Origin of the sequence: Mesorhizobium sp. LMG17149 (assembly GCF_024518695.1) — a bacterium.
Lineage (GTDB): Bacteria > Pseudomonadota > Alphaproteobacteria > Rhizobiales > Rhizobiaceae > Mesorhizobium.
On record NZ_JANIFL010000007.1, the window covers coordinates 22273 to 44737 of the forward strand.

At 57.7% G+C, this 22465-nt stretch carries 30 protein-coding genes; 18 read left to right on the forward strand and 12 right to left on the reverse strand.

Translation table 11 applies throughout. From position 1 onward, the window contains the following. The first annotated feature begins 39 nt into the window (after positions 1 to 39). From NP945_RS17515 to NP945_RS17525, 3 genes are read left to right on the forward strand one after another with little or no spacing between them, the layout of a single operon-like run. Positions 40 to 327, forward strand: coding sequence for a hypothetical protein (locus NP945_RS17515; RefSeq protein WP_127318158.1), 288 nt, complete (start codon positions 40 to 42; stop codon positions 325 to 327). Further along, positions 324 to 1571 carry a hypothetical protein gene (locus NP945_RS17520; protein ID WP_256747068.1) on the forward strand — a complete coding sequence of 416 codons (1248 nt, stop codon included), beginning with the start codon at positions 324 to 326 and terminating at the stop codon, positions 1569 to 1571. Before NP945_RS17515 ends, NP945_RS17520 begins: the two co-directional genes overlap by 4 nt. Beyond that, a complete protein-coding gene (locus NP945_RS17525) occupies positions 1558 to 2181 on the forward strand; it encodes a hypothetical protein (RefSeq protein WP_256747069.1) in 624 nt (207 codons plus the stop codon). The genes NP945_RS17520 and NP945_RS17525 overlap by 14 nt, the downstream gene beginning before the upstream one ends. 4 nt (positions 2182 to 2185) lie before the next feature. On the opposite strand, the gene NP945_RS17530 is transcribed toward NP945_RS17525, so the two are convergent. From NP945_RS17530 to NP945_RS17540, 3 genes are read right to left on the reverse strand one after another with little or no spacing between them, the layout of a single operon-like run. Next, on the reverse strand, positions 2186 to 2650 hold the full coding sequence (locus tag NP945_RS17530; protein WP_256747070.1) for a GtrA family protein: 465 nt from the start codon (positions 2648 to 2650) through the stop codon (positions 2186 to 2188). Then, complete coding sequence (locus NP945_RS17535) at positions 2628 to 3320, reverse strand: class I SAM-dependent methyltransferase (protein ID WP_127318152.1); 693 nt, start codon at positions 3318 to 3320, stop codon at positions 2628 to 2630. The genes NP945_RS17530 and NP945_RS17535 overlap by 23 nt, the downstream gene beginning before the upstream one ends. After that, positions 3295 to 4332 (reverse strand): glycosyltransferase family 2 protein, encoded by a 1038-nt coding sequence (locus NP945_RS17540; protein WP_256747274.1) that lies wholly within the window; start codon positions 4330 to 4332, stop codon positions 3295 to 3297. Before NP945_RS17540 ends, NP945_RS17535 begins: the two co-directional genes overlap by 26 nt. A 285-nt stretch (positions 4333 to 4617) precedes the next feature. On the opposite strand from NP945_RS17540, the gene NP945_RS17545 reads away from it, so the two are divergent. Continuing rightward, complete coding sequence (locus NP945_RS17545) at positions 4618 to 5049, forward strand: hypothetical protein (protein WP_256747071.1); 432 nt, start codon at positions 4618 to 4620, stop codon at positions 5047 to 5049. A 212-nt stretch (positions 5050 to 5261) separates the two neighbouring features. Here the strand turns inward: NP945_RS17545 and NP945_RS17550 are convergent, their stop codons facing one another. Together NP945_RS17550 and NP945_RS17555 are read right to left on the reverse strand one after the other, a co-directional pair. After that, positions 5262 to 5759 carry a metallophosphoesterase family protein gene (locus tag NP945_RS17550; RefSeq protein ID WP_127318148.1) on the reverse strand — a complete coding sequence of 166 codons (498 nt, stop codon included), beginning with the start codon at positions 5757 to 5759 and terminating at the stop codon, positions 5262 to 5264. A 39-nt stretch (positions 5760 to 5798) separates the two neighbouring features. Further along, positions 5799 to 5972, reverse strand: coding sequence for a hypothetical protein (locus NP945_RS17555; protein ID WP_256747072.1), 174 nt, complete (start codon positions 5970 to 5972; stop codon positions 5799 to 5801). Positions 5973 to 6302: 330 nt separating this feature from the next. Between NP945_RS17555 and NP945_RS17560 the strand changes: the two genes are divergently transcribed. Both NP945_RS17560 and NP945_RS17565 read left to right on the forward strand, forming a co-directional pair. After that, complete coding sequence (locus tag NP945_RS17560; RefSeq protein ID WP_127318144.1) at positions 6303 to 6611, forward strand: hypothetical protein; 309 nt, start codon at positions 6303 to 6305, stop codon at positions 6609 to 6611. A 41-nt stretch (positions 6612 to 6652) separates the two neighbouring features. Beyond that, on the forward strand, positions 6653 to 7498 hold the full coding sequence (locus NP945_RS17565) for an SIR2 family protein (RefSeq protein ID WP_256747073.1): 846 nt from the start codon (positions 6653 to 6655) through the stop codon (positions 7496 to 7498). A gap of 234 nt (positions 7499 to 7732) precedes the next feature. On the opposite strand, the gene NP945_RS17570 is transcribed toward NP945_RS17565, so the two are convergent. Then, positions 7733 to 8242: a ferritin-like domain-containing protein gene (locus NP945_RS17570; protein ID WP_256747074.1), complete on the reverse strand. Its 510-nt coding sequence runs from the start codon at positions 8240 to 8242 to the stop codon at positions 7733 to 7735. Between the two features lie 722 nt (positions 8243 to 8964). Between NP945_RS17570 and NP945_RS17575 the strand changes: the two genes are divergently transcribed. The 5 genes from NP945_RS17575 (at position 8965) to NP945_RS17595 (ending at position 11431) form a co-directional block, all read left to right on the forward strand. Then, the gene (locus NP945_RS17575) at positions 8965 to 9210 is read left to right on the forward strand and encodes a hypothetical protein (protein ID WP_256747075.1); all 246 of its coding nucleotides are present in this window, start codon (positions 8965 to 8967) and stop codon (positions 9208 to 9210) included. Between the two features lie 84 nt (positions 9211 to 9294). Beyond that, positions 9295 to 9786 carry a hypothetical protein gene (locus NP945_RS17580; RefSeq protein WP_245463550.1) on the forward strand — a complete coding sequence of 164 codons (492 nt, stop codon included), beginning with the start codon at positions 9295 to 9297 and terminating at the stop codon, positions 9784 to 9786. Positions 9787 to 10508: 722 nt separating this feature from the next. Further along, positions 10509 to 10709, forward strand: a complete 201-nt coding sequence (locus NP945_RS17585) for a hypothetical protein (protein WP_127395631.1) — start codon at positions 10509 to 10511, stop codon at positions 10707 to 10709. Positions 10710 to 10718: 9 nt separating this feature from the next. Next, the gene (locus NP945_RS17590; protein ID WP_256747076.1) at positions 10719 to 10940 is read left to right on the forward strand and encodes a hypothetical protein; all 222 of its coding nucleotides are present in this window, start codon (positions 10719 to 10721) and stop codon (positions 10938 to 10940) included. Between the two features lie 200 nt (positions 10941 to 11140). After that, the gene (locus NP945_RS17595; protein WP_256747077.1) at positions 11141 to 11431 is read left to right on the forward strand and encodes a hypothetical protein; all 291 of its coding nucleotides are present in this window, start codon (positions 11141 to 11143) and stop codon (positions 11429 to 11431) included. A gap of 122 nt (positions 11432 to 11553) precedes the next feature. On the opposite strand, the gene NP945_RS17600 is transcribed toward NP945_RS17595, so the two are convergent. Both NP945_RS17600 and NP945_RS17605 read right to left on the reverse strand, forming a co-directional pair. After that, positions 11554 to 12945, reverse strand: a complete 1392-nt coding sequence (locus tag NP945_RS17600) for a phosphatidylserine/phosphatidylglycerophosphate/cardiolipin synthase family protein (protein WP_256747078.1) — start codon at positions 12943 to 12945, stop codon at positions 11554 to 11556. Continuing rightward, positions 12887 to 13333 (reverse strand): low affinity iron permease family protein, encoded by a 447-nt coding sequence (locus NP945_RS17605; protein ID WP_372337976.1) that lies wholly within the window; start codon positions 13331 to 13333, stop codon positions 12887 to 12889. The genes NP945_RS17600 and NP945_RS17605 overlap by 59 nt, the downstream gene beginning before the upstream one ends. 684 nt (positions 13334 to 14017) lie before the next feature. On the opposite strand from NP945_RS17605, the gene NP945_RS17610 reads away from it, so the two are divergent. From NP945_RS17610 to NP945_RS17620, 3 genes are all read left to right on the forward strand, one after another. After that, a complete protein-coding gene (locus tag NP945_RS17610) occupies positions 14018 to 14266 on the forward strand; it encodes a hypothetical protein (protein ID WP_256747079.1) in 249 nt (82 codons plus the stop codon). Between the two features lie 110 nt (positions 14267 to 14376). Next, positions 14377 to 14661 carry a hypothetical protein gene (locus NP945_RS17615; RefSeq protein ID WP_256747080.1) on the forward strand — a complete coding sequence of 95 codons (285 nt, stop codon included), beginning with the start codon at positions 14377 to 14379 and terminating at the stop codon, positions 14659 to 14661. A gap of 83 nt (positions 14662 to 14744) precedes the next feature. Then, positions 14745 to 15713: an NAD(P)/FAD-dependent oxidoreductase gene (locus tag NP945_RS17620; RefSeq protein WP_256747081.1), complete on the forward strand. Its 969-nt coding sequence runs from the start codon at positions 14745 to 14747 to the stop codon at positions 15711 to 15713. 806 nt (positions 15714 to 16519) lie between these two features. Here the strand turns inward: NP945_RS17620 and NP945_RS17630 are convergent. The 3 genes from NP945_RS17630 to NP945_RS17640 form a co-directional block, all read right to left on the reverse strand. Then, positions 16520 to 16696: a hypothetical protein gene (locus NP945_RS17630; protein WP_127395636.1), complete on the reverse strand. Its 177-nt coding sequence runs from the start codon at positions 16694 to 16696 to the stop codon at positions 16520 to 16522. 293 nt (positions 16697 to 16989) lie between these two features. Further along, positions 16990 to 17226 (reverse strand): hypothetical protein, encoded by a 237-nt coding sequence (locus NP945_RS17635; RefSeq protein ID WP_127266472.1) that lies wholly within the window; start codon positions 17224 to 17226, stop codon positions 16990 to 16992. Positions 17227 to 17245: 19 nt separating this feature from the next. Next, positions 17246 to 17980, reverse strand: a complete 735-nt coding sequence (locus NP945_RS17640) for a Crp/Fnr family transcriptional regulator (protein WP_256747083.1) — start codon at positions 17978 to 17980, stop codon at positions 17246 to 17248. Between the two features lie 1108 nt (positions 17981 to 19088). On the opposite strand from NP945_RS17640, the gene NP945_RS17645 reads away from it, so the two are divergent. The 4 genes from NP945_RS17645 (at position 19089) to NP945_RS17660 (ending at position 21686) form a co-directional block, all read left to right on the forward strand. Further along, positions 19089 to 19394: a hypothetical protein gene (locus NP945_RS17645; protein WP_256747084.1), complete on the forward strand. Its 306-nt coding sequence runs from the start codon at positions 19089 to 19091 to the stop codon at positions 19392 to 19394. A gap of 360 nt (positions 19395 to 19754) precedes the next feature. Further along, a complete protein-coding gene (locus tag NP945_RS17650; protein ID WP_256747085.1) occupies positions 19755 to 19928 on the forward strand; it encodes a hypothetical protein in 174 nt (57 codons plus the stop codon). A 147-nt stretch (positions 19929 to 20075) separates the two neighbouring features. Beyond that, the gene (locus NP945_RS17655) at positions 20076 to 20285 is read left to right on the forward strand and encodes a hypothetical protein (RefSeq protein WP_256747086.1); all 210 of its coding nucleotides are present in this window, start codon (positions 20076 to 20078) and stop codon (positions 20283 to 20285) included. Between the two features lie 576 nt (positions 20286 to 20861). Next, complete coding sequence (locus tag NP945_RS17660; RefSeq protein ID WP_256747087.1) at positions 20862 to 21686, forward strand: Ku protein; 825 nt, start codon at positions 20862 to 20864, stop codon at positions 21684 to 21686. A gap of 151 nt (positions 21687 to 21837) precedes the next feature. On the opposite strand, the gene NP945_RS17665 is transcribed toward NP945_RS17660, so the two are convergent. Further along, the gene (locus tag NP945_RS17665; protein WP_164895692.1) at positions 21838 to 22218 is read right to left on the reverse strand and encodes a hypothetical protein; all 381 of its coding nucleotides are present in this window, start codon (positions 22216 to 22218) and stop codon (positions 21838 to 21840) included. Positions 22219 to 22465: the final 247 nt, after the last annotated feature.

Sequence of the window (22465 nt, forward strand, 5' to 3'; positions counted from 1 at the left end):
CCTCTTGACGATCGCCAGCCGCGCTCCAGAATCCCTCACATGGTGCGGGAACAGACTGGCATCGACTTTGGCCACGAGGTGACGATAGGCGTCACCCATCTGGAACTGCTCGACGACCGTCGGGCCAGCGTCGGCGTTGCGACCTACAACTTCCTCTTCTCGATCGACACGCCGAAGAAGGCAACGGCGCCGGACAAGTTGAACCCCATCGGACACGCCCCGCCGGTTGACAATGAAGATGGCAAGGCCACGGTCGGCGGTTTGGTCACGGCGGAATTTGGCCCCCATCAGAGGATGGAAACGTGCCGCGCCGGTGCTCTGCTATGAGAAAATCCGGGACTGAGAATCTCGTCACGGCCATCAAGAGCCCCCGCCATGCACCCTCGAAAGACCACCCAGAGCAGTTCGAGATTTTCCCCGACTACGGCTCGACGATCAACAAGCGCCACATGGTAGCGGCAGCGGTCGTGACAGTCCCGCTCCTGTTCGGTGTCGCCGGACTTGCTATTCGTTATGCCGCTGTTGCTTCAACGTTGGCGGAACCAGGCTTCGAGTCTTATGCTCGTGCGCTCTGCCGATGGGATTGCCACTGGTATCTGGATATTTCCGAACGCGGCTACGAGCGCTTTCCCATCCCAAACCAAAGCAACGTCGGACGATGGGGCTTCTTTCCATTCTATCCGATGCTGGTAGCGGTGATCCGGGCGATTTTCCCCTTCGCCACGATACTGGTCGCGACGATCACTTCGATTGCATGCAGCTACGCCGCGTGTCTGGTGGCATGGCCGCTGTTGGAGAAGAACATGCGGGCCTATGTACTGTACTGCGCTTTTCTGCTTAGCGGCCCGTTCTCCTTCCACTTCACAACTTTCCTTTCCGAACCTCTTTTCGTGCTCCTGACCTCGATTGTCTTCCTGGCACTCAAACGCTCCCGCTATCCCGTCGCTGGCGTCTCGTCAGCGCTCCTCTCGGCAACGAGGCTCGTTGGGGTCCTTGTCGTCTTTGCGACCGTCATTCAAATGTTCCAGCAGCATCGCGAACGGGGCGGCTCACCACTCTCCTTTCCGCGTTGGGTGCTCGGTCGACCGGATCTGCTCGTCGCTATCTTTATCTCGCCTGCCGGCTTGTTTGCCTACATCCTGTTTTTGTATGTCACTGTCGGCGACGGCTTTGCGTTTCTGCACGTCCAACGCGCCTTTGGACGAGTGGCTGGGAACCCGCTCCTGTTTCTATGGGACGGACTCTCAGCATTTCCCAAGACCGGGTGGCTGCCCACGGCGCCGCAATGGAGTGCGCTCGCAGCGATCATCGGGCTGGCGCTATCAGTCGTGCTGGTGGCTCGCAAGCAATATGGCGCTGGGGTCTTCTGCGCGATCTGCATTCTCGTGCCATTGATAACGAATCTGGCCTCCATGGTCAGATACGTCATTGGGCTGGCGCCTCTTATAATGTTGATGGCCGTCCTGTTGTCGGCGTCGAAACTGACCTGGCTCGCCGCTTTGGTTCTCTTCCTGGTCGCCTGCTATTTCATGACGGTGGCATGGATTGGGGGCTACCTTGCTTTGGTCTGACACCCTCAACCCCCATGGACGCGCTATCTCGCTTGGCGCTTACGCGCTCGCCGCGGTTCTGGCCGTGTCCGAACTCGCCATCCTTGCGCTGGCTCTCCATCCGAATGTCCACGCCGACTATCGTGCCTATTACATCGACCGCACGACGACATGCCTCAACCGCGATGCCATTGGCAGCTACTCACTCGGCCAGACAGTGTCCTTCCGGTCCGATGGCGCCAAACGGGTTGCCGGCATGAAAGTTTGTGGCTGGTCGGGGCCGGCAGCCGACGGCACGCATTCGCTGGGCGAGACCTCGCGGCTTCGCCTGCAGATACCGCCGCTTCGCGACGGTCTCAAGGCAACGCTACAAATGGCCGCTGTCATTCGTCCGCCACAGATGACGCAGAGGGTAATAATCTCGGTGCATGGCGTGTCCGTGCATATGGTCACACTGTCGGGCAAGCAACCGATAACCGTCTCGTTCGTCATTCCGCACGCAGCTTTTTCGGACGCCAGCACGTTCGAAATGACCTTTGACTATCTCGACGGGATCCCGCCCAGCCAGGCCGCCAGCGACATTTACAAGCGCTCCATCAAATTGGTGTCGTTTCGACTGGACGCCATTTAGAGCATTATTGCCTCTGGCGGGAGCGATTGCCGTGCCGACCGGGAATGCGTCCGGCAAAAACCCACCGGTCAAGCACGAAGAAATTGATGCCGGGGACAAGCAAGCACGTAATCAGCACGGGAATGATGAGCGGCAAGCCCAGCTTTACCGTCAGCAACGCCGGCGCCCCATAGGCAATGGCCAAGCCTGTTGCCCCCAGCAGGAGAAAACGCGGAGCTTCAGTTCGATGCGATCGGCCCGACACGAACGTCAGGGATTTGTGAGCTAGATACGAAAACAGGGTGGCTGCGGCATATGCCCCAAGCGAGGCCTGGATGGGCGTTAAACCGAGCCATTCCGATTTGGAAAAAGCAGCAACCAAAGCGGCATACAGAAGTGTGGCAGCGATGCCGACCAGGCCGAAACGTGCCAGTAGCTTCAGGGCGTCGTCGCCGGCAGGCCGATGCTCATGCATGCGCACTACACGCATACTGTGCCCCCAGCGGCAGGGGGGCGAGCGCGCGCTCGACTTTTCGGGCCAAGGACCTGCCCGACGGCAGCAGCAGGAAGTGCTCGGATCGGATGTTGCTGAAGCCTGCTTCTTGAAGGAGGGACGCTGTTTTGGCTGCGCTGAGCAGCACCGCGTCATGGTCGAAGGGACACCGGAACACAGCCAGACGCGTCAGCGGGTTATAGGGATTGTGCTCGATGATGCAGGCGACACCGCCCGGGCGCACGACGCGCCGCATCTCGCGCATGAACCCGAGCCAGGAAGCTGGCGGTACGTGATGGACGACGCAGCTGCCGAAGGCCAGATCAAAGACCCCATTGTCGTATGGCAGGTTCAGGCTGGTGCAGGCCCTGTATGTGACGCTCGGATTTTCCTGCCTCGCACGCAGGATCGATTCCTGCGAGATGTCGCAGCCGTCCAGGGACTCGAAGACGCCTTTGAGATAGGGATGGAGCGCACCTACGCCGCAGCCGACATCAAGCGCCCGCACATCCGAGCCGGCATGACGAAGCACCCGCTCGACCACAACGCGTCGCAGCAACTCGGCCTTCGCCATGAGAAAGAAGTCGTGCTTAAGCCCTGAAAAGCGGATCGATCCCTGGACCGTCTCACCATAATTGAATCTATAGCTGTCGAAGGGTTCGGACATTGGCCGGGACTCCAATCCGGGATTTTCGAGGCGGGCGGCGGCTCTTGCCGGGGACGGCAGACATGGCCCGGTCGAAGCCGGTGAGGCGATCGATCACGTAAAGCGGGCGCCGTTTTACTTCGGCGTGGATGCTGCCGACATACAATCCGACCACGCCGGTCATGAAGAGGTTGATGCCGCACAGGAGCGACACGATCATCACGGTGGATGTCCAGCCGGCAACAATGCCGGTTTCAAAGGCCCAGGCGTAGATGGCGTAGGCACCAAAGGCTACGGCCAGCGCAGAAATAGCCAAGCCGCCCCAGAGCGCCAGGCGCAGCGGCTGCTCCGAGAAGCTGACGATGGCGTGCACAGCAAGATGCACCATCTTCCAGAATGGGTATTTGGTCTGGCCATGGGCTCGTGCCGGGCGCTCGAACGGCACCGACGCCTGCTTGAATCCCATCCAGCCAAACATGCCCCTGACGAAGCGATCCTGTTCGGGCATCTGCCTGAAGGTTCTCAGCGCTTTGGGACCGACCAACCGGAAATCTCCAACGTCGCGCGGAATGTCAACGGTCGTCATCCTTTCCAGCAAGCGATAGAAGAGACTTGCCGTGAAGCGCTTGAACCAGGATTCGCCCTCGCGTTTGACGCGCCGGGCATAGACAATTTCGAAACCTTCTTTCCACTTCGCCACCAGATCGAGAACCACCTCGGGTGGGTCTTGGAGATCGGCATCCATGACGATGACGGCATCCCCCTGGGCGGCGTCCATACCGGCTGTGATTGCTATCTGGTGCCCAAAATTGCGGGAAAGCTCGATTAGCCGAAAACGAGGCTCGGCGGCGACCACACGCCGAAGGTAAGTGACGCTGCCATCGCGGCTTCCGTCATCGACGAAAATAGCCTCTGTCTCACCGTCCAGCTGGTGGATTAGCAACCTGATCCGCTCGATCAGACGAGGCAGCACTTGTTCCTCGTTGTATATCGGCAGAACCAGCGAGTAGCGCAGCGACACGTTCGCTCTCATCCCGGCACTTTGGATTACAGAGGCCTCCATGCCGATCAAATGAAACGCCAGCCTCAAAGTTCCATAAGGCATTACTAATTTAATTTGTTGTTGTAGGCGGGTGGCGAGCTGTTCGTTCTGAACGGCTTCGGTCTGATTTGGCATGGGATATCGTTTCGCGCGCCGGCGGAGCAATGCGCTGTTTCGCAATCATTGTCGGGCAAGTGGCCGCCTTGCCAGCTCTTGTCAGCGCGTCGGCGCGCGATAATTTTTGAGGGGAAGGGACTTCGACCAAAGGAGCCGACGATGGAACACCAAACTTTAAGCCAACTGCAGACAATTGCAGAAGTAGAACCCCTGTCGACATACCCGATCATGACCCGGCAACAGCGCATTGAGCGCTGGGCAGAGTTGCTGGAACAACATCCCGAGCGACGCCTGACAGCGCTTACCGGCACTGAGTATCTGAAGCGGGAAGCTCGCGACGCAGCGCGCGGTGAGGGCTCGCCAATTACTGTGGCCTTCGAGGACCCGCTACTGCGTGCGTTAGGCCTGAAGGATGACACCTATGGGGCAGCAAAGCGCTTCTTCGAACTGTCTGACGGGGAGTTGCATGACATCGTCTGCAGTTGCCATGTCGGAACCACGTTCAGAGGGCAGTGGGCTGCCGCTAGAGTCCGCCGGGCAATCGGAGGGAACAGGTTTCTTAAGTGGCTTAGAGAGAGAGTGTGGCACTGAGGTCGCCAAGGACGGCGATTGAAGCTCGTTTCAAGCGAGGTGGATGAACGATTGGGGCGCCAGTGGAGCGCCGTGTTGACGAGGGGGGTCGGCGCCTGTCCCACGGCTGTGCAGACGGGTGGGGCGCTCTTCGGTCCCAGTTTACTCGCGGTGCGTGCGGCTAGCATCACCACGTGAAGACATCCATCGTTCGGCCATCTGCTGCGTTAACCTCAATCTCGGCGGCGCCTGGCCTGTATGGCAGCAAAGGTGACTGGGCGAAAATCCCAGGCGTCGACGCCGACGTCGTGCTGGCGCGTCATTGGCTTCAGCCGGCCATGAGAATGGCCGTGCAGGTTTATCGATTTCTTGCCGATCTTGTTCCAGGTGCGGAACGGGTAGTGGCAAAGAACCAAGAAACTGCCCTCGACAGTTAGCTCCTTGTAGTGTTGCACGCTAGCCCAAGCCGAAGCGCGGAGCGTTACCACGCCGTCGTTGTTGCCGATGATCAGGTGTTTGGTGCCGTGGAGGCAGGACAGCAGCGAAGACACTGTCTCGGCCGATCCCTTGGCGAAGTCGCCGAGGTGCCAAACCTCGTCATTTGGAGCAACAGTCTCGTTCCAAAGTTCAGTCAGTGCCTGGTCATGCGCCACCAATGAACTGAAGGGGCGGGGGTCGAGCCGCAGAATGCGGGGATCGTTGAAATGCGTGTCGGAGGTGAAGAAGATCATGCGCCGCCGCTGGCTGAGATGAGCGCTCGACGATCGCTTCTAAGTTCGGTTGCCGGAGCGGCTTTTGGGTCCATCATCGATCCTGATTTGGGCTTCCCTGAGCATCTTGAGTGCCTCTTCCTTGGTGAGGCCGCACTTGCGCGCAAAGTAGAGAGCTTCGATCGCCTTTTCACGATCTGTGGCTTCTGTGTGCTGTTTAGTCTTTTTACCCATCGTTCTCTATCACCTTTGATGCCACCGAACCATCACGGTGCCGGGTTGTTCCCGCGATCACCTCGTGCGCCCCACGGTAGTAGGACAGCGAGAAGCCTTGCCTCTGCCTTTGCAAGGTTGCCATGGCGATCCGGAACCTCGAGGCATGTGGAGAGTTGTCCAGCAGCCCAGCGGAGATCCAAGCCATGGCGCCACCAGATGCCGATCCCGGCGTCGCCGCGCAGCCGAAACGCTCTAGCAAGCCGGCAACTCCATCACCGGCACGGCACAAGGCCTCCGGAGCAGGATTATCTATCGACGGGCTCCCAATGGTATGAAGGACAATGGCCCATGAACGTCGCCAACCTCCAATTGGAAGGTTTGCTTATGGCGGTCGCGGCCGTCAATAACGCCTTGGTCCGCAGAGGCCTTCTCTCGGTCGATGATATCGACACGGCGTTGAAAAACGCGGAAGCCTCGTTCACGGTTGATGAGCGCCTCTTCGAGGATATGTCGCCGGCTAACCGCGACGCAGTGTGTTTCCCTTTGCGGCTTTTGCGGCTGGCTAACACCAAGCAGTTCGAAGCGAGTGTGCCACCGTTTTCCGAGCTGGCCAGGCAGGTGGGGATCACCAAGGAGCCTAATAACGACCAGATGTGAGGGAGGAAGGTCGACCTGCGCGGGTGGCCTCGAAAGACTTGATGAACGATGACCCTGTAGATTCGCTCGCCAACGCAATTCGCCATCGCAGCGCAATTCTGTTTGTTGGGGCAGGGGTGTCGATCAGCGTTGGACTACCCTCTTGGGAGAAGCTGATAGAGCGAATGGCAAAGGAGCTCGGCGTCGACGACGAATTTTCCAGGCGACGCGATCGTTTTCAAACCCTGGCCGAGTACTATCGCATCAAGCATGGCAGCATCGGGCCACTTCGCAGTTGGATGGACAGAAACTGGTCCGTCCCCAAGGACCGGATCGAGAAATCCGAGTTGCATCGTCTCATCGTGAGGCTCGACTTCCCTGTCATCTACACAACTAACTATGATCGGAATCTGGAACTGGCTTATGAGATATACAGTCGGGACTACGTGAAAGTGGCCAATGCACGCGATGTAGCGCAGGCCCGCCAAGGCATTACCCACATCGTCAAGTTCCATGGTGATTTCGACGAGGATTCTTCCCTCGTCCTCACCGAAACGGACTACCTCGATCGCCTCTCCTTCAATTCTCCGCTGGACGTGCGTTTTCGCTCGGATGCGCTCGGCAGCACGATCCTCTTCATTGGCTATAGCCTTTCCGACCCAAACATTCGGTTGCTGCTGCACCGTCTCTGGCAGACGTGGCATCGGTCCGGCTATGAGAAAGATCGCCCGCCCTCGTTCATCTTCATGACCAGCCGAAACCCTGTGGAGGAGGCCGTGCTTGGACGTTGGGGCATTTCGGTCGTGGTCGGCGAAATCGACGAGCCGCAAGCTGCTTTGGTGGACTTCCTCAGCCGGCTGGCGGAGATGGTTGGGGATGGGGAACTGTCGCCAAAAAGTGGGCGATAGCAACATCCGTATGATGGGCAGTTCGGCGGCGGCACATGGCAGAGAATTCCGTCCGGAATTTCAAGTTCAATTGGCGCCAAGGATACTATCGCGGCACGGAGAGCTAATCGGGAAACTTACTCACGCACTGCCTACTTTGAAGTGCCTTTCAGCGGTAACGGCTCAACCTCGATGCGCCTTGCGCCGAGCTTCGGCGCAAGGGGCGAGCTTGTTTAGCGATACGCTACCGGCTGATCAACGCTTGGCGTTTTCACTCTCCGAGTCGGCCCGCGCCAGGAACTGCTCGGTTGTCGTTGGAATATGGCTTTTCAACCAGTCCGCCATTGCGACTTCCTCACGCAGGTTCTCTTCGCAGACCTGGGCGACCTCTGCTTCACCCAGCGATTTGGCAGCGGCGATGAGGATTGTGTAGGAGGCGATTTCCATGTGCTCGAACGTGTAGCTTGCAAGCGATCCTTTCATCACTTCGTCACCGGCGAAGACACCGCTGAGCGACTGCGCCATTGCCGTCAGCTTGCCGCCGGCATCCTTCAGTGTGGACGAGCCTTGTCCGATGCGGTCGAGACAGGTCTCCAGCCGAGCAGCCTGCTGTCTGGTCTCCTGGATGTGCTGGCGAATCCGCTCGCTGAGCTCAGGATAGTTCTCAATTCGGTTCAGCTGCCCATTCAACATGGTCTCGGCCTGCTCCTCCATAGCGTGAGCATCCCTAAGCCATTGGACAAGCCATTCGCGCGATTCTGACATTTCATATCTCCTTCATGCGTCGGCCAGAACTTTCAAAGGGAAATATTGTTCCTCATCGGTTGACCTGCGGAGTCAGCCTGTGTCGCAGGCTTTTCCCAGTCGGCGCTGCAATCAGGCTCTCGGCACCAGGAGAGAATAGCGCGGTACGGGCACTGCCGCTGTGTCCGAGCTGGCAAACGCATTTCTGCAGAAATGACCGAACCTGCTGCCTGTCGCGGGGTTCGGCGACGGATGGATCTCTGTTTCGCGTCGGCTCGTATTCTGATGCCCGCGCTGCCATGTAGGGCTAAGCTGTATCTCGCCCGAGCGGCTTCGCATTTTACCGTTCGCTTGCGAAATCAACCCGTAGCTGATGCGCGTCCAGGGACGAGGCATGTTCACCTGCGGAGATATTATCTCACCAAGGGATCGCAATGGAACGTCAGGGCATTTCGGAGGTTGGTAAGGAAGCTTCGCAGCTAAGGAAACGAGCCATGACTTCTTCAGACAATTCTTCAGCTGGCATATCACCACGCCCCGAAAAATCGGACAGCCGGACCTCGTCTAAGCCGGCGACACCGTCACCGGCCGCAGAGAAAGTCTCCGGAGCAGGCCCTGCGATGGCCGAGCATTCGAAAGACGCCAAGGCGCCCAGAGGCGGTCGTAAGCCTGGGGCATATGTCAAGGATTAGACGGCCGAGCTGTTGAGTTTCGGCTGCCCGCTACAGTCGAAGGAGGTTCCTATGCAGATGATGGGAATTGTCGTCAGCCGAGACCAGGCTCCGATCGTGGAATTTCGCGGAGAGGGAGGCGAGTCTATTACAGTCACTCTGCAGGCCGGGCATACTCTTCCCGACGACCAACTTATTGCAAAGGCCAAGGCTATGATGATTCAGGTCGCTCAGTTCGGGATGGACCAGACCAACAGTGCAGCGATGTCTGACCGGCTGTCGGCCGATGAGGTGATACAATCCGGAATGTCGGGATAGAATAGCGGGAAGGCGAACAACCACCGCCGGGGCAGCCTTGCGCAACCGAGCGGGCAATAGTTCCATGCAGACCGATCGAAGAGCATGCGGATCGACGAGCGCTCGGTGGGCGTGAACTCATCCGGCGGCCTTGCTCCCGGTACGGAGCCAGCACCGCGCAGACGAATCTTCGGGATTATCAGCCAAGCCCACCATGAGCATATCCCCTTGCTGATTGGGAAAGTGACGGCATTGCGGAACTTCGGATCGCCGCCGCGCTTAATCCGGCGAAGGAGTGATCCGATGAACGCGACCAAAGAGTTTTTTGAAACCTGGCTGCAGGAGAATGTCGGCACTCTTGCTGGCAAAGAGGAAGTGAGCTTCGCCGTGCTGGTCCAGCAATTCGAGCAGGATGCCGAAGCGGCCGGTTATGGTCGCGAGGTGCGTGAGGACGAGCTCGGAAACATTGAAGATGCGATCGAGCAAGCGCTAAAGAACGCCCGAACTGGCGTGCATGGTGACGCCGATGGCGAACCCACCGACGTGGCAGCCCTCATGGATGCGCTGGAGGTCGAAGATGCCAAAAGCGGGCCGTAGGCCTTACCAGATTAGCTCTATTCGTTTGTCGAAGTTGCCGGGGTAGCCCTATGGAGCAGTTTCGCAAGGACATGGCCGCCTTGGCAGAGCCAGCTTTCTGGGTGACGATAGGTTTGCTTCTGGTCCCGTATGCGCTTGGAACGGTGCTGCTCGTTTGGACCTGCGGCTGTCTGTAAGTTTGCTACTGACACACCCGTAGCGGTTCAACGGCCCTAGCGCCCGAAACCCTACAATACCGAGCTGATGCGCTTGCGGGGGCCCTGTGCTGCAGCAAAGTCTGAACGATCTCGTCGCGAGAAAAGTTCTCGTCGACACCAGGCTCCTTTGCTCCTGGTAACAATATCGCGCTGACAGCTTTTTGCGAGAGGGGGGAAGGCCGCCGTTCATGTTCAGGCGACCACGCTATCTGCGCTCTCATAGTTCCAGCTACGGCCCTCCAACACAATGCTCCGATCACGCGCCTGAGCATCCGCGCGTGCCCCTACATCGAAAATAGCCCTGCAGCTTGCGAGTTGCCTTGGAACACTTGTGTCATATCGAAGTTCGGTCTCGTAGGAGAACAAAGATGGCCATCACACAAGCTGCCAACGACAACCACCAGCCGGGCGAGAAACCGGAACATGCAACCGAATTCTCACTCAAAGCGGCGATAGACCAGTTTAGGGCGGGACGCAGGTGCAAAATGGCACTACGGGCGACAAGAATCGGGGCGAGGCACTGAGATGCCGCGGATCAATGATGACGGTCGCAACGAGAATACCACATCAGCTGCAGCAATCATTATCGACAAGGAACGTGCTGAGCGCGCCGCCAAGACGGCGCGGTTGAAGGAGGCTCGCCTCGCACAAGCCATCACGCCCGGTCCCAGCCAACGCAAGCCGCGTGTCACCAAAAAGGTTCGCAGGATTTTTGTTGCTGGCTAGGAGGTGTCCGTGACTCGCAATCACGACAAGGAAAGATACGACCGCGCCAAACGTATCAGCCAAGAGATGCTGGACGCTGAACGAGCCGAACGCGCCGAGAAGACGGCGCGGCTGAGACAAGCAAGGCTTGCACAGCATCCGGTGAAGTCACCGCCGGCGCAGCCGCAAATGCATCGCGAACCCATCCCGGCTCTCAAAAAGAGAAGCCGTAAGGTGAGTGAATTCTTTTAGGCTCTCTCGCTCGCCTACAGCACCATGCAGGAACACCGTCGGGACTTAACAGGCCTGGCGGCAGGGGCTTTCACGACTTGCTCCAGTTCGATCCGTGCACATGCTGCCCTTTGTTGGTTCATCCCCCCTGCAGTTGGTGAATCCGGCGCCCTGTTCGAACTTGCATAGGTTAATGACCTCTTCCCAGAAACGAGTCATGCATGGGCTTGCCGCCCAGCATCTGCGGCCTTGATTTAAGTCGAGTCAAAGGGGCGTACATGACCTGCGACACCGCCAGCGATCAACCTATCTATCCTGAAGGGTTGAGATTGCTGGAATCTGTCCTCAAGAAGCTTTGCGAGGAAGCGGAGATTCAACTGATCTCTTACAACGCCGAGCAGATTGCGGCCGAGCTTATAAAATTATTCCAGAGCGGGATGAAAGACGAAACGGTTCTGCTGGTCGTCATGCGGGCGCGGCTGCGAAAAAGGCCGGTCTTGGCGGTCGGCTAGTCTTTCTCACCGTCATTTCACGATCCACGGCGCAGCGTTCAAAAGGCGACTTGCGAGCTTCTTAAGCGTACGATGCCGCGCGATCTCGCGGAGACTTCTGCATCTCTGCAACCTCGCCATCGTCAGAGCTGCGAGCGTAGCCTGCTGGCAAAGTAGTCGGTGACCTTTTCGCTTAGTGGACGCGCTTGCCATTCTTCCAGACTGACTGGCCTTGATCGTTTCAGGTCCTCGTTGAAGATGTCTATTTGCGTTCGCGCGAATTCCATGCCGTAGACGTTCAGGGTGGCCTCGTCATTGAGGCGCAGGGAACGCTCATCCAAATTGGCCGAGCCAACGCTCACCCAGACCTCATCGACGATCAAGAGCTTCGGGTGGTACATTGTGGGTTGAAATTCAAAAATGCGCACACCGGCTTTGAGCAATTCGCCCCAGAAATAACGTGAACCCTTTCGCACTATGGGCACATCCGTCAGCCAATTGGGAACGATGACATCGACCGAGACGCCTCGCTTCCTTGCATCAAGAATCTGCTGCAGGGCTATGTCGTCGGGCACGAAGTAGGCCATGCCGATGCGCAGATGATCCTTGGCCGCGGCTATTGCTGCCAACATCATCAACTCCATGTTTTCCGAGCCGTTTGGCTGGGAAGAAAGTATCAACTGGGCATCGATCTCACCAGCGGGCGCAACTGCAGGGTAGAACTTCCCGCCCTGCAATGTCTCGCCGGTCGTCTCAAGCCAGTTTTCCGCGAACGCCGCTTGGAATGCGGACACGACGGGTCCTTCGATCCTGTAGTGCGTGTCGCGCCATTCATTTGAGTTGCGTGCATTCCCGCGCCAATTATCGGCAATGCCGACGCCGCCAGTGAATGCTATCCGGCCATCGACGATCAGCAGTTTGCGATGGGTCCGGTTGTTTACACGGTCCAACGTATACCAGCGCAAAGGCCGATAGCGTTCGAACCTCACACCGGCAGTGGTCATGATGTGGATTAAGTCCTCGTCGAAGGGAAGGCTGCCAACCCAGTCGACGTTCACACGGACTTCCACGCCTTCGCTGGCCTTCGCCGCCAATGCGATCGCGAACTCGTAGCCGATGGCTCCTGACCAATAAATATATGTCTCCATGTCGACGCTGGATCGAGCCGTCCCGATTGCTTGCAGCATAGACGCAAATATTTCGTCTCCGTTGATGAGACTTTGGACCGCATTGGAATCGAACATCTGCCCTTGCGAATAGCTGCTCATCGTCTTGGAAAATTGGGGATCCGTAGCGTCGAAACGATGGGGAACGATTGATCGTAGAACGCGCGGCTCTGGAGTAAGATTTATGATCAACACCGTGAGCAGGCTGGCCATGGTGGCGATGGCCAGATAGATGAGCACCTTTCGCCAAAGCTCAATGCCGGAGGTCTTCTTGCGGGCGCCTGACGCGACGGAACCGAAAGGCTGCACGTCAATCGCCCCGCTGCTGGCGATGGCGATGCTTTTCGATCTCCTCGGGCTCTTCATCATCGATCCGCGTGATGTTTGAAGCCGCGTGATCTGACCGCAGAATCTCGTCAAGCTTGGCGTGGATCGCTTGAGTGTCGCGGTGCTCCGCGCGCTGGATGAACAGCGTCATCGCCCAAGTAAACAATGTTGCGGCTCCGTGCCAATCCAAGCTCTGTCGCTCGAAGATCATCCAAAGGATTGCGTAAGCCAACAAGACCAGGAATGCAGCGGGACGGGAGGTCAATGTGCCAATTGAGGTAAGCACGCTTGTGACCGGATGATTTGCCATTCCAAAGAACTCGCGGCAGTGCCCCTGGTTCCCACGAGGCATCATACCGCCCCGCCGTGATTCAACAAAAGGCACAGTTGAGCAGCGCGCGTTTTCCAGGTGTCCTGCATCGACCTTCACATGTCATGGTCTCGCAGCGAGCACGGTCTCGATTTGGATAGTCTCGCAGCGGTGGGTTCAGCAATTCGCTCATATCGGAGACGTGGCGATTCGGATTCGACCGCTTCGGCCCCAGCGATTGCTGGCGAGAAAAAGGCAAGCAGTCGCTTGGTAAGTTCCGCTGCACGTTGTTCCCCATCAATCGCGCCGGTTACGAGTTGGTGGACGTTTTGCTGTTCTGAGCTTGCGCCGCACAAGGACCGAGCCGCCGATGATGACGGCTGGCATATTGTTGCGCGATGCCATGGTGAGCTGTCCGACACCATCTCCTGTGTCCGACGCGGGTGCTCTTATGCTTTCCTTCGGCAACTTCGTCTATGTCACGTTGTTCAGCATGAGTGTCAGCAGCATGAACGATCGCGTGAGTTGCCCCATTTTGCCCGCGGTTTGGTCGGACTAAATAATGCGGCCAGTCGCGAAGAGTTATAGGCGTTGGAGTATAGGGCTTCGCCATCAACATCCTTGCGCGAAGGTTAAGCGATGAATGGGCCATATGGCGATTTTCATGCATGAACACCGGCCGAGTGCATCATAGTTTAATGACAATTGGTGGGCTGCCCCGCATAAAGCCGTGGTCAGCGGCTGTGTAACGGGTTTCGCTGCTTGGGAGCGACGATCGCACTCTCGCCCATTCGGAGGAGCCTGATGCTTAATCGAACCATCCGCATGCACGCGGACGCTCTCTACCCCAGTGACCTGAACATCCTTCGCGCGGCATTTGACGCGCTGTGCCAGGAATTTGCTATTTTGCCTGACACGGCGGCCGCCTATGCCGTGGCCAGAGAGCTGATCAGGCTATTCCAAACAGGAATGACCGAAGCGGCCACGCTGATGATTGCCGTGCGAGCACGTTGGCGGGACGATTGGGAGATGGCAGGCAGCAACGCTGCCTGACGGTAGATGGTGATGCGCACACCACCCGCTGCATCCTTTTCGACACCGCCGCGTTGACCATCAAACCTGCCAGAAATGGCCGATCCGCTGGCACGTGACTGGAGCAACCGATGCCGAAATTTCGCTTCGAGTTTATCGAAGGCATGTCGCAGCCAGCAATCTTTGCCGATATGGCTGATCGAGACGAGGCTATCAGAGAGGCCAGGCGCGCTGCCAAGGAGGCCATGCTCGACGGAATTGTCGATGGCGTGGACCCGACCAGTTGGGTGACGAAGGTTTATGATGAGGCAGGCTATCTCGTCGCTACTCTCGGATTCCAGGATCTGGTCGCCGCGCCCAAGGATACGGAAGAGCTCAAGGAAACAGAGGAGCCTGGCGTCTTGCGATCGGGTTGAAGCCTGATTTCTACGCTGTTGCCATCGAGTCAGATGTCCCGAAGACCGCCCTTTGAACATCGCACGAACGAAATCGTTCGCCGGTGACGCGCCGCACTATGCACAACAGCCACGTCAGCCGACCGACCGCCGAGACCGAAGATGTCCTGATCGTTGGAGGCGGGCCGGCGGGATTGACCGCCGCTCAATATCTTGCGCGTTTTCGCCATCGCGTGCTGGTGATCGATGCCGGCGATCCTCGTGCCGCCTTGATCCCAACGAGCCATAACTGTCCTGGCTTTCCCGAAGGGATAAGTGGAGCCGATATTCTGGATCGCCTTCGACGTCACGCCACCTTGTATGGAGCCACTCTGGTTGAGGGGCAGGTCTACTCCCTCGCCCCTGCCTATCGGGGGTTCGTCGCTGAGACTTCGATCGGCGCAATCCGGACACGCAAGGTGTTTATGGCGACAGGGATCACCGACACGACACCTGTCATTCCGCGTCTACGCGAAGCAATTGCCGCAGGTGTGGTTCGACTCTGCCCCGTATGCGACGGGTATGAGGCGATCGACCAGAACATTGCGGTCGTCGGGCACGACGAGAGAGCCTTGAAAGAGGCTATTTTTCTCAGTCGGTTTACACCACTTATAACGGTGCTTGGAAGCGACGCATCCGACTTTTCGCCCAGCACTCGTCGTGCCGCGAGGGCAAGAGGCATAGTCATCGGTGACGCTCTCGACACACTCTGCCCGACAGCAGACGGTTGCGAGGCGATTTTGAAAGATGGGACGTCATCCCGCTTCGATGCCATTTATCTGGCACTGGGGTGCAAGGTACATTCTCAACTCGCCGAGGTGGTAGGCGCAAGATGTTGTGAAGAGGGCTATGTCACAGTCGACGAGCATCAGCAGACTTCCATCCAAGGCATGTACGCCATTGGTGACGTTGTCAAAGCGTTGAACCAGATAGCCGTCGCTTTTGGACAGGCTGCCATTGCCGCGTCGCATGCCCATAGCGAGCTTGAGAGCGAGCGGACTGGATTTGCGGATCAGCCTTCTCAACGAACATGAAGACCACGCGGCTGATCGAGCTCTTGGCTGCCTTGATGGCGCGTGCCAACATCTCGACCCGGCCGACAAGGAGTTGCCGTAACTGGCCGAGAATGTCGATCCCGAAAGGTCATGATACTCCCACCGACAGTTTACAGCCGCGGAACATTCCCTGCGGTAAGAGGTTTGGCTGCAGGCCTACAATCCTCCCTCATTGTCTGGGCCTTGAGGCTGTCGAAGCAGCTTCGGCCCGTCTCGGCTTTGTCTGGGGCGGGCTTTCGTGGCTCTGGCAACTCGGCGCGCCAAGCCATTCTTTCTGTCCAAGATCATAACTGCCATTTCTCAACTTTAAACGCACAGCCAAGGCCAGAAATTCCCGTCAAGGTAGAGGCTTTGCGGATATAGTTGAAGGAGATCACACGTAGACCGGTAAAAGGCCGTTGCTGGCTCGGGGCCGGATGGGCCTTTTTGTTTAGTGTCCGAAAAACGCGCGGAACATTCTTCCTTGTCCAGCGTCGGCGCGCGCCGGACGACCCGTTCTGCGATCTCTTGCTGGCCGGCGTCAGAGGCTGCAACCACAGCTTCAGCCCGCCTCGGCCCCTCTAGAGACGGTGGCGCACGGGAGTTGAGACGAGATGCATAGAGACGCCTTCACCCCATCAGGACTTGCCCTGCTCAGTCGCGTCTTCGCACGCAGCAAAATTAAAAACGAAACCGCAACCGCGAGGGAACGGCGCGCATCACGCATTCTGGCTTACTATCAGGCGGGAATCACGGATGAGGATGAGCTGGAACAGCTTTCTCGCCAACCGCTGGGAAGGTAACGATTAGTCTTCCTTCTTCAGAGCTTCCGCCTCGTCTTTGAGCTTCGGCCAATCGGCTCCATGTTTGCGAAGCAGCGTTCGGGCCTGCTCGGGGTCAATTTCCGTGACCTCGACAAGATGTTCGACCTCAAGCTCCTGGCCTTTCGCAACGCGGCTTGCTTTGTTCGCTTTTCTTTGCACGTCGACACCCACTGCTGAGACAACATGAACGAGCGCTGGGAATGCGCGTTCCAGAACTTAAAAAAATAGGCGACACCGACTAAAAATCGGTCGGATGGGGCCAAAGATGAGACGGGCCATGGCCTGCTGCTGTTGTGAATTGCCGATTTCTTCGTGTGGGAGAACCCGAACTTGTTCGTCGGTCGAAATGGCGGCGTCTTCGGGCGATAGTCCGATCACGCGGCGTTCCTCGCCGCTCATGCCATTCGATGTGCCGGCACTCGGCAGCTTTCTGACGCAGCAAGTCAGGCACGTTATCTCATCAACTTGATCTGAAGCGAGATGCTCAGCCTCAGAATCCTGTCCCCGTTTTCGTTCCGCACTTCAACAAATACTTGCTGCCCGTCCACCTCGGTGAGTACATCTCTCGTAAGGTCGATAAGGCCCTCGAAGCCCGCGCGGCGGACCTCCTCCAGACCAGCACATTCGATGCCGATTTCGTCCTCGATGACCACATCGTGATCGCCACTATCAAAGAAAAATCGTGCCATCCGAGAGCTTCCGTCACCACTAAGCTGCGGGGTTCCTTTGGTGCAGGTAGGTTGTGTCGAAATCACCTGCACGAGTGAGGCCGGGCCAATCAAGAGCATGCACTCTTGACCCCGTCGTGGCGATGAGGCCCCTACGTCGAAGTTCCTGAAGCATTCGGTTGACGTGGACTGTAGACAAGCCCAATGCATCGCCAAGTGCTGCCTGGGTAATCGGAAGATCCGCGACGTGATCCTGGATGCGTCCAACCGAGCGCAAGCGAAAGATCAGTTCGCACAAGATGTGAGCCATGCGCGTGTATGCCTCGCGTCTTCCCACATTCGTTACCCATTCTCTGTAAATCGCTGCATCGATCAGCGTCGACCGCCAAAAAGCCGTCGCGATTCGAGGATGCTGTTCGCAAATGATGCGAAGAGCGTCATGTCGCATGAAGCCCAGTCTGGCTGCTGTCAGGGTCGTAAAATTGCAATCCATGACCGACAGATGCAGTCCGTGCAGATCGGGAATATCCCCAGCCACAAAGAAGGACGTAATCTGCCGTTTGCCGTCGCCGGTAAGTTTGGTGGAACCGAGCAGGCCATCCAAAACCACGAACGAATTGACAGGGCGGTCACCCTCACGCACCAGGTCGTAGTTGGCCAAAAAATCCTTCTCCTGAATTTGGATGCCTTTCAAAACCTCGATATCGGCCTCTCGGAGATCCGAGATGCTCTGGAGCTTGCGAATAAGGACATCCAAGGATGAGGTGGGTGACAAATTGGCTACCTAGCTGATGTTGATTATCGAACTTGCATTCGCCTCAAAAGTTCCGGGTAGCCGTAAAGAGGCGCCGGGCTGATGGGTCGGCAGTTGGGAACTCAAGACGCGAACGCACCCAGGACCCCTGGTTGGGACCTCAGTGCCCAGCGGTAGAAGAGGCCACGTTCGGTTGCTCGCTTGGGGTGCGGCAACGCTCCCGACGTGAATAAGCCGCACCCTTAAGGGAGCCGCCTAGGCCGTGCATTAACCTATGACATAGGCTGGGTTCGAATTTTGACGTCACATCAGGGGCTCCAGCTCCGTTGAGTCCGCCCGAATTCCGCACAAGCCGCAAGAAAGAAAGCGGCAGGCCAGAAAGGGGTGATAATCCCCTGGCCATCGCGTTTGGCATGCGATTGACGCGCACCCAAGCCGAGGCGACGCGGTATGTGATCATGCGATAGCCGAAGGGAGATATCGAATGAAAGAAGACCTATCAGGAGCTCATTTTGACAAAGCGTGAGCGACTGTCGTCGTTGACGGCTTCGCCCGGCTCATCGCCCCTCAGCTCGGGGCCGACTGACTAAGGCCGTACTGATTGGTACTACAAAGGAAGCTTGTTGGGCCGGCCCTTCTCCAAGTTGCCTGTCTCTCAAGGCCCCTGCCTCCCGGTAGCGGGCTTTTGCATTGCTGGTTCCCCGGAAGGGCCGGGAAGTCCGCCACATTGCGTGGAACATGCCGTATCGCGGGGAACATTTTAGCAAACTGTAAATTCAACGGTCTTCTGGCAGGAGGCCAATGTGTCCCGGCGAAGCGTCGACAAAGACCGATTGGAGCGCGCAGACCGTGAGGCAAAGATTGCTAACGCGGCCGAGAGAGAGGCGCGAGATACAAAAACTGCGCGACTTCGAGAACAACGCCTTGCTGCCGAAGCCAAGGCTTCGCAATCATTCAAGAAAGGTCGATCCAAGGGCTAGGTCGCTTACCCGCTGACGCTCGCCCCGACGCGCGCAAGTGGTGCGGGCCCGTCCAAACGTGAGGTGCATGCGATTGCGAATTTTTTCTTGGAACCGTCTTTTCGCAGCGAAGTTCGGTACCGAAGGGACATTCCAATATGGAGTTGATCATGAAACAGGTTCTTTTGGCGTCAGCCATTATGGTACTGTCAACTGGCCTCGCTGTTGCGCAATCGACCACCACGACCACAGGCGGATCGTCGACCTCGACGACCCAGACAACGCCGAGCACTACGACCGATCAGGGAACGGATTCGACCACCACGAGTGGAACGAACTCTAACTCGAACTCCGCCAAGGACTGCGCTCCAGGTCAACAAACTGGCAGCGCCAAGGAGGCCGCGCCAGGTCAACAGGATACCGACGCTAACTCGGCTGCTCCTGGCCAGATGAAAAAGACCACGGAAGGCTGCTAACGTGTCTTGGGTGTAGCCGCTCTCGAACGCCCGTCGTGCTAGGTCGGCACGGCGGGTCGATACGAGACTAGGTCTTGTCGTTTTGCGGCGACGGTCCCAAGCGGTGCCGGTTGGTTCTTTGGTTGTCCAGTCGCGGTTCCATTATATTAGTAAGTTGTCGCCCGTGAGGTGTGCCGTGTTGGTTCACCCTAGGTGGCACCTGCTTTGCACCGCCCGCGACAGCAGGGGCAAACCAACACCCCAGCGAGTCCGGTTATCCCAGGGACGGCCCGCCGCTGCCGCGAATGGGACGGCGGGCTTTTTTCATATTCCGTGAAACGAAAGGTCATTCCGTAAGTTGGCTTCCCCAAGGAGGAACCAATGAAAAAGGATGGCGACGGCCGTGTGGAGAAGGGCAATGAGCAATTGCTTGCCCGACGTTTGTCTGAAGAAGTCGGCATTTCGGAGCCGGATGCGCGCGGTCTGATCAAGCTTATCGGCACGGACTGGAATTCGCTGCTTCGTGAAGCCCGATTTTTAAAAGAGCGGCATTAGAACGCTCCTGCCGGTCGTACGACCTTGACTAAATTATTATTGAATCGACTCTCGCCAATATGAGCGTAGTCTAGTCTCATCGGCGGTAGTTTCAGGGCACCGCCGGCTGTGAGCGAAGAACATGCTTCCGCCCCAACGGAGGAAGCCATGACCGCTCCCGCTACCATCGGCGTTGCAAATCCCGAAGAACTCGCCCTCCTACAGCAGGTGTTTCAGCGGGCCTGCCAAGAGCGTGCGCTAGCAGAAGGCAGCGTCGAGGCCGAGGCACTGAGCGCCCGTCTGATGTGGCTGTTCCAGCACTTCGGAGCCTACTTCGATGAAGCTACTTTCGAAGAGATGCTGCGGGGTGAAGGCTGATGAGCCGCGCACCTTATCTGGACCCCCTGGATGATCTTATTCGCCAGCACAAGGAGCTTTCTGCGCAAGGGGAGATCCTGCGGGCGGAATGTCGACTAAGCAGCTATGTCTTGGCGGAATCGACGGACGACCTACGGGGAATGGTTGGCAGAGCTTGGGATGCCAGAGTAGCACGGCTTCGCCGTGATACTATTCGATCCGGGAACGTGATTACCGTTGCAACTCGGGGATAGATTGCGCCACGTTCACGACGAATCCTTCGGGCGTAACTGTAGCATTTCCCTTGTGCCGGTAGCGTATGCGTCAGGGCATTCGGCCCACGCTTGTGTCCAGTTAAGCTCGGCACGGTCACTCAACCCGAGCTTGGTCCGCTTGATCCTGCCGACTCCCTTACGCGAACGCTTTTTGTCGCACTGAGCCAGAGCTCCGATGCATTTGAAGCACCCTTAAGCACCTCGTGTGCTTGTGAAAGCGACGTCTGCTCCTGCGATCGGGTGGAAAGATGCCGGCGCACGTCGCGGAACAGAACCGTGTGCCTGACGTTGTGCCGAGATCGAGGTCTAGGGGAGAAACAGCATGGTTGCGCCCCGCGCGGTGTGGAAGGGCTTTCTGAGGGTCGGTTCCGTGTCATGCGGGGTGAAGATAGTTGGTGCCACAAGTGAGGCATCCAAGATCCACTTCAAGATTTTGAACCGCAAGGACGGTTTACCCGTCAAAAGCGCCTATGTCGATGAAGAGACCGGCGATGTTGTCGAAGCCGAGGATCAGATCAAAGGGTATGAGGCGGACAAGGGCGAGTTCATACAAGTCGAGCCGGACGAGATCAAAAAACTGAAACTGACGTCGCAGCATACACTCGACGTCGATTCCTTTGTTCCGGTTGCCGAGATCGACACACGTTACCTGGAGAAGCCATACTACTTGATCCCGGCTGACGGCGCCTCGCTGGAGGCCTTTGCCGTCCTGCGCGATGCGATGGCCAAGAAGCGCGTCGCGGCACGCTCCTGCGTCGTACTCTATCAGCGCGGGCGCGAAGTGTTGATACAGCCGCTTGGAAAAGGAATGCTGCTGACCGAGTTGCGCACCCACAATGAGATGACGTCGGAAGACACCGTCTTCGACGATGTGAAAAGCCCAAAGTATGATGCGGATCTGCTCGAAATCGCGGGGCTTCTCATCGACAAGAAGGTGACAAAGTTCGATCCTTCGAAATTCGAGGATACCTACGAGGATGCGCTGATTGCCATGATCGACGCCAAGCGCAAGGGCAAAAAACCCCCGAAACCGGCGCCGAAGCCCAAGGAGAACGTGGTCGACCTGGCCTCGGTTCTTCGAAAGAGCCTCGCCAAGGAAGGCATCGGCCAAGACCGGCCAAAGGCCAAGAGCCGCAAATCAGCATAGTCAAAGATAGCGATCACCATCGCTGCGGTGCTCAAAAGAACCAGTGCAATTGCAGTGCTAGGTTAGGCGGCGGAACTGGCTGTGAGCAAAGTCGATGCCGGCGCCGAAGCAATGCGCGATGAACTGGCGCAGGGCCAACGGCCGCTGATCTTCAGGCCGTGAGCCCAGCCTCACGCCTCAAACGTTGAAGCCGTTCACACGGCACTCGACGCCGTGCATGCTGCCCGTCGGAGGCGTGAGCCTTGACCGTGCCTTCATCTACAGTGACTGGCAAAGGTACGATCATCACAGCCGGAGGCATATCCCTCCATACAGCTTGCGGCTTGCTCGGGACTGCGACTGATTCATGCCGATCGTCGGTGCGTTGCGATGGCACTTGGTAGGTAGGGTCTGCCCGGATCACCGGCTCCAGATCGTGGGGGAAGTTCGGCGCATGGACGGGCAGTGCTTCGGCCGAGTTTTCGCCCTTTTGAGTGATGGCCGGAAGCATTTCAGCGATCTCGATCAGGATATCTTTGACCAGATGTCTCATCTGTGCGCCCGCCCGCTGCGGCCCATTGCTATGGCGATCAAACTTGTTGAGGCAACCAATGTTCCCGCTTGAAGCGAATGGCGGGCTTTACCGGGAAAGATCGGCGGAGCGGCTCATGCAATACTCCAGGCGACGTCGCTGCGATCCTCTCGCCTGGCATGATCGATGTCGGAAAGTCGAATTTGAACGTACTGTTCCCTGCCTTCGTCGGAGCGGTGGATGATCCGATGACGGCTGTGTGCCTCGC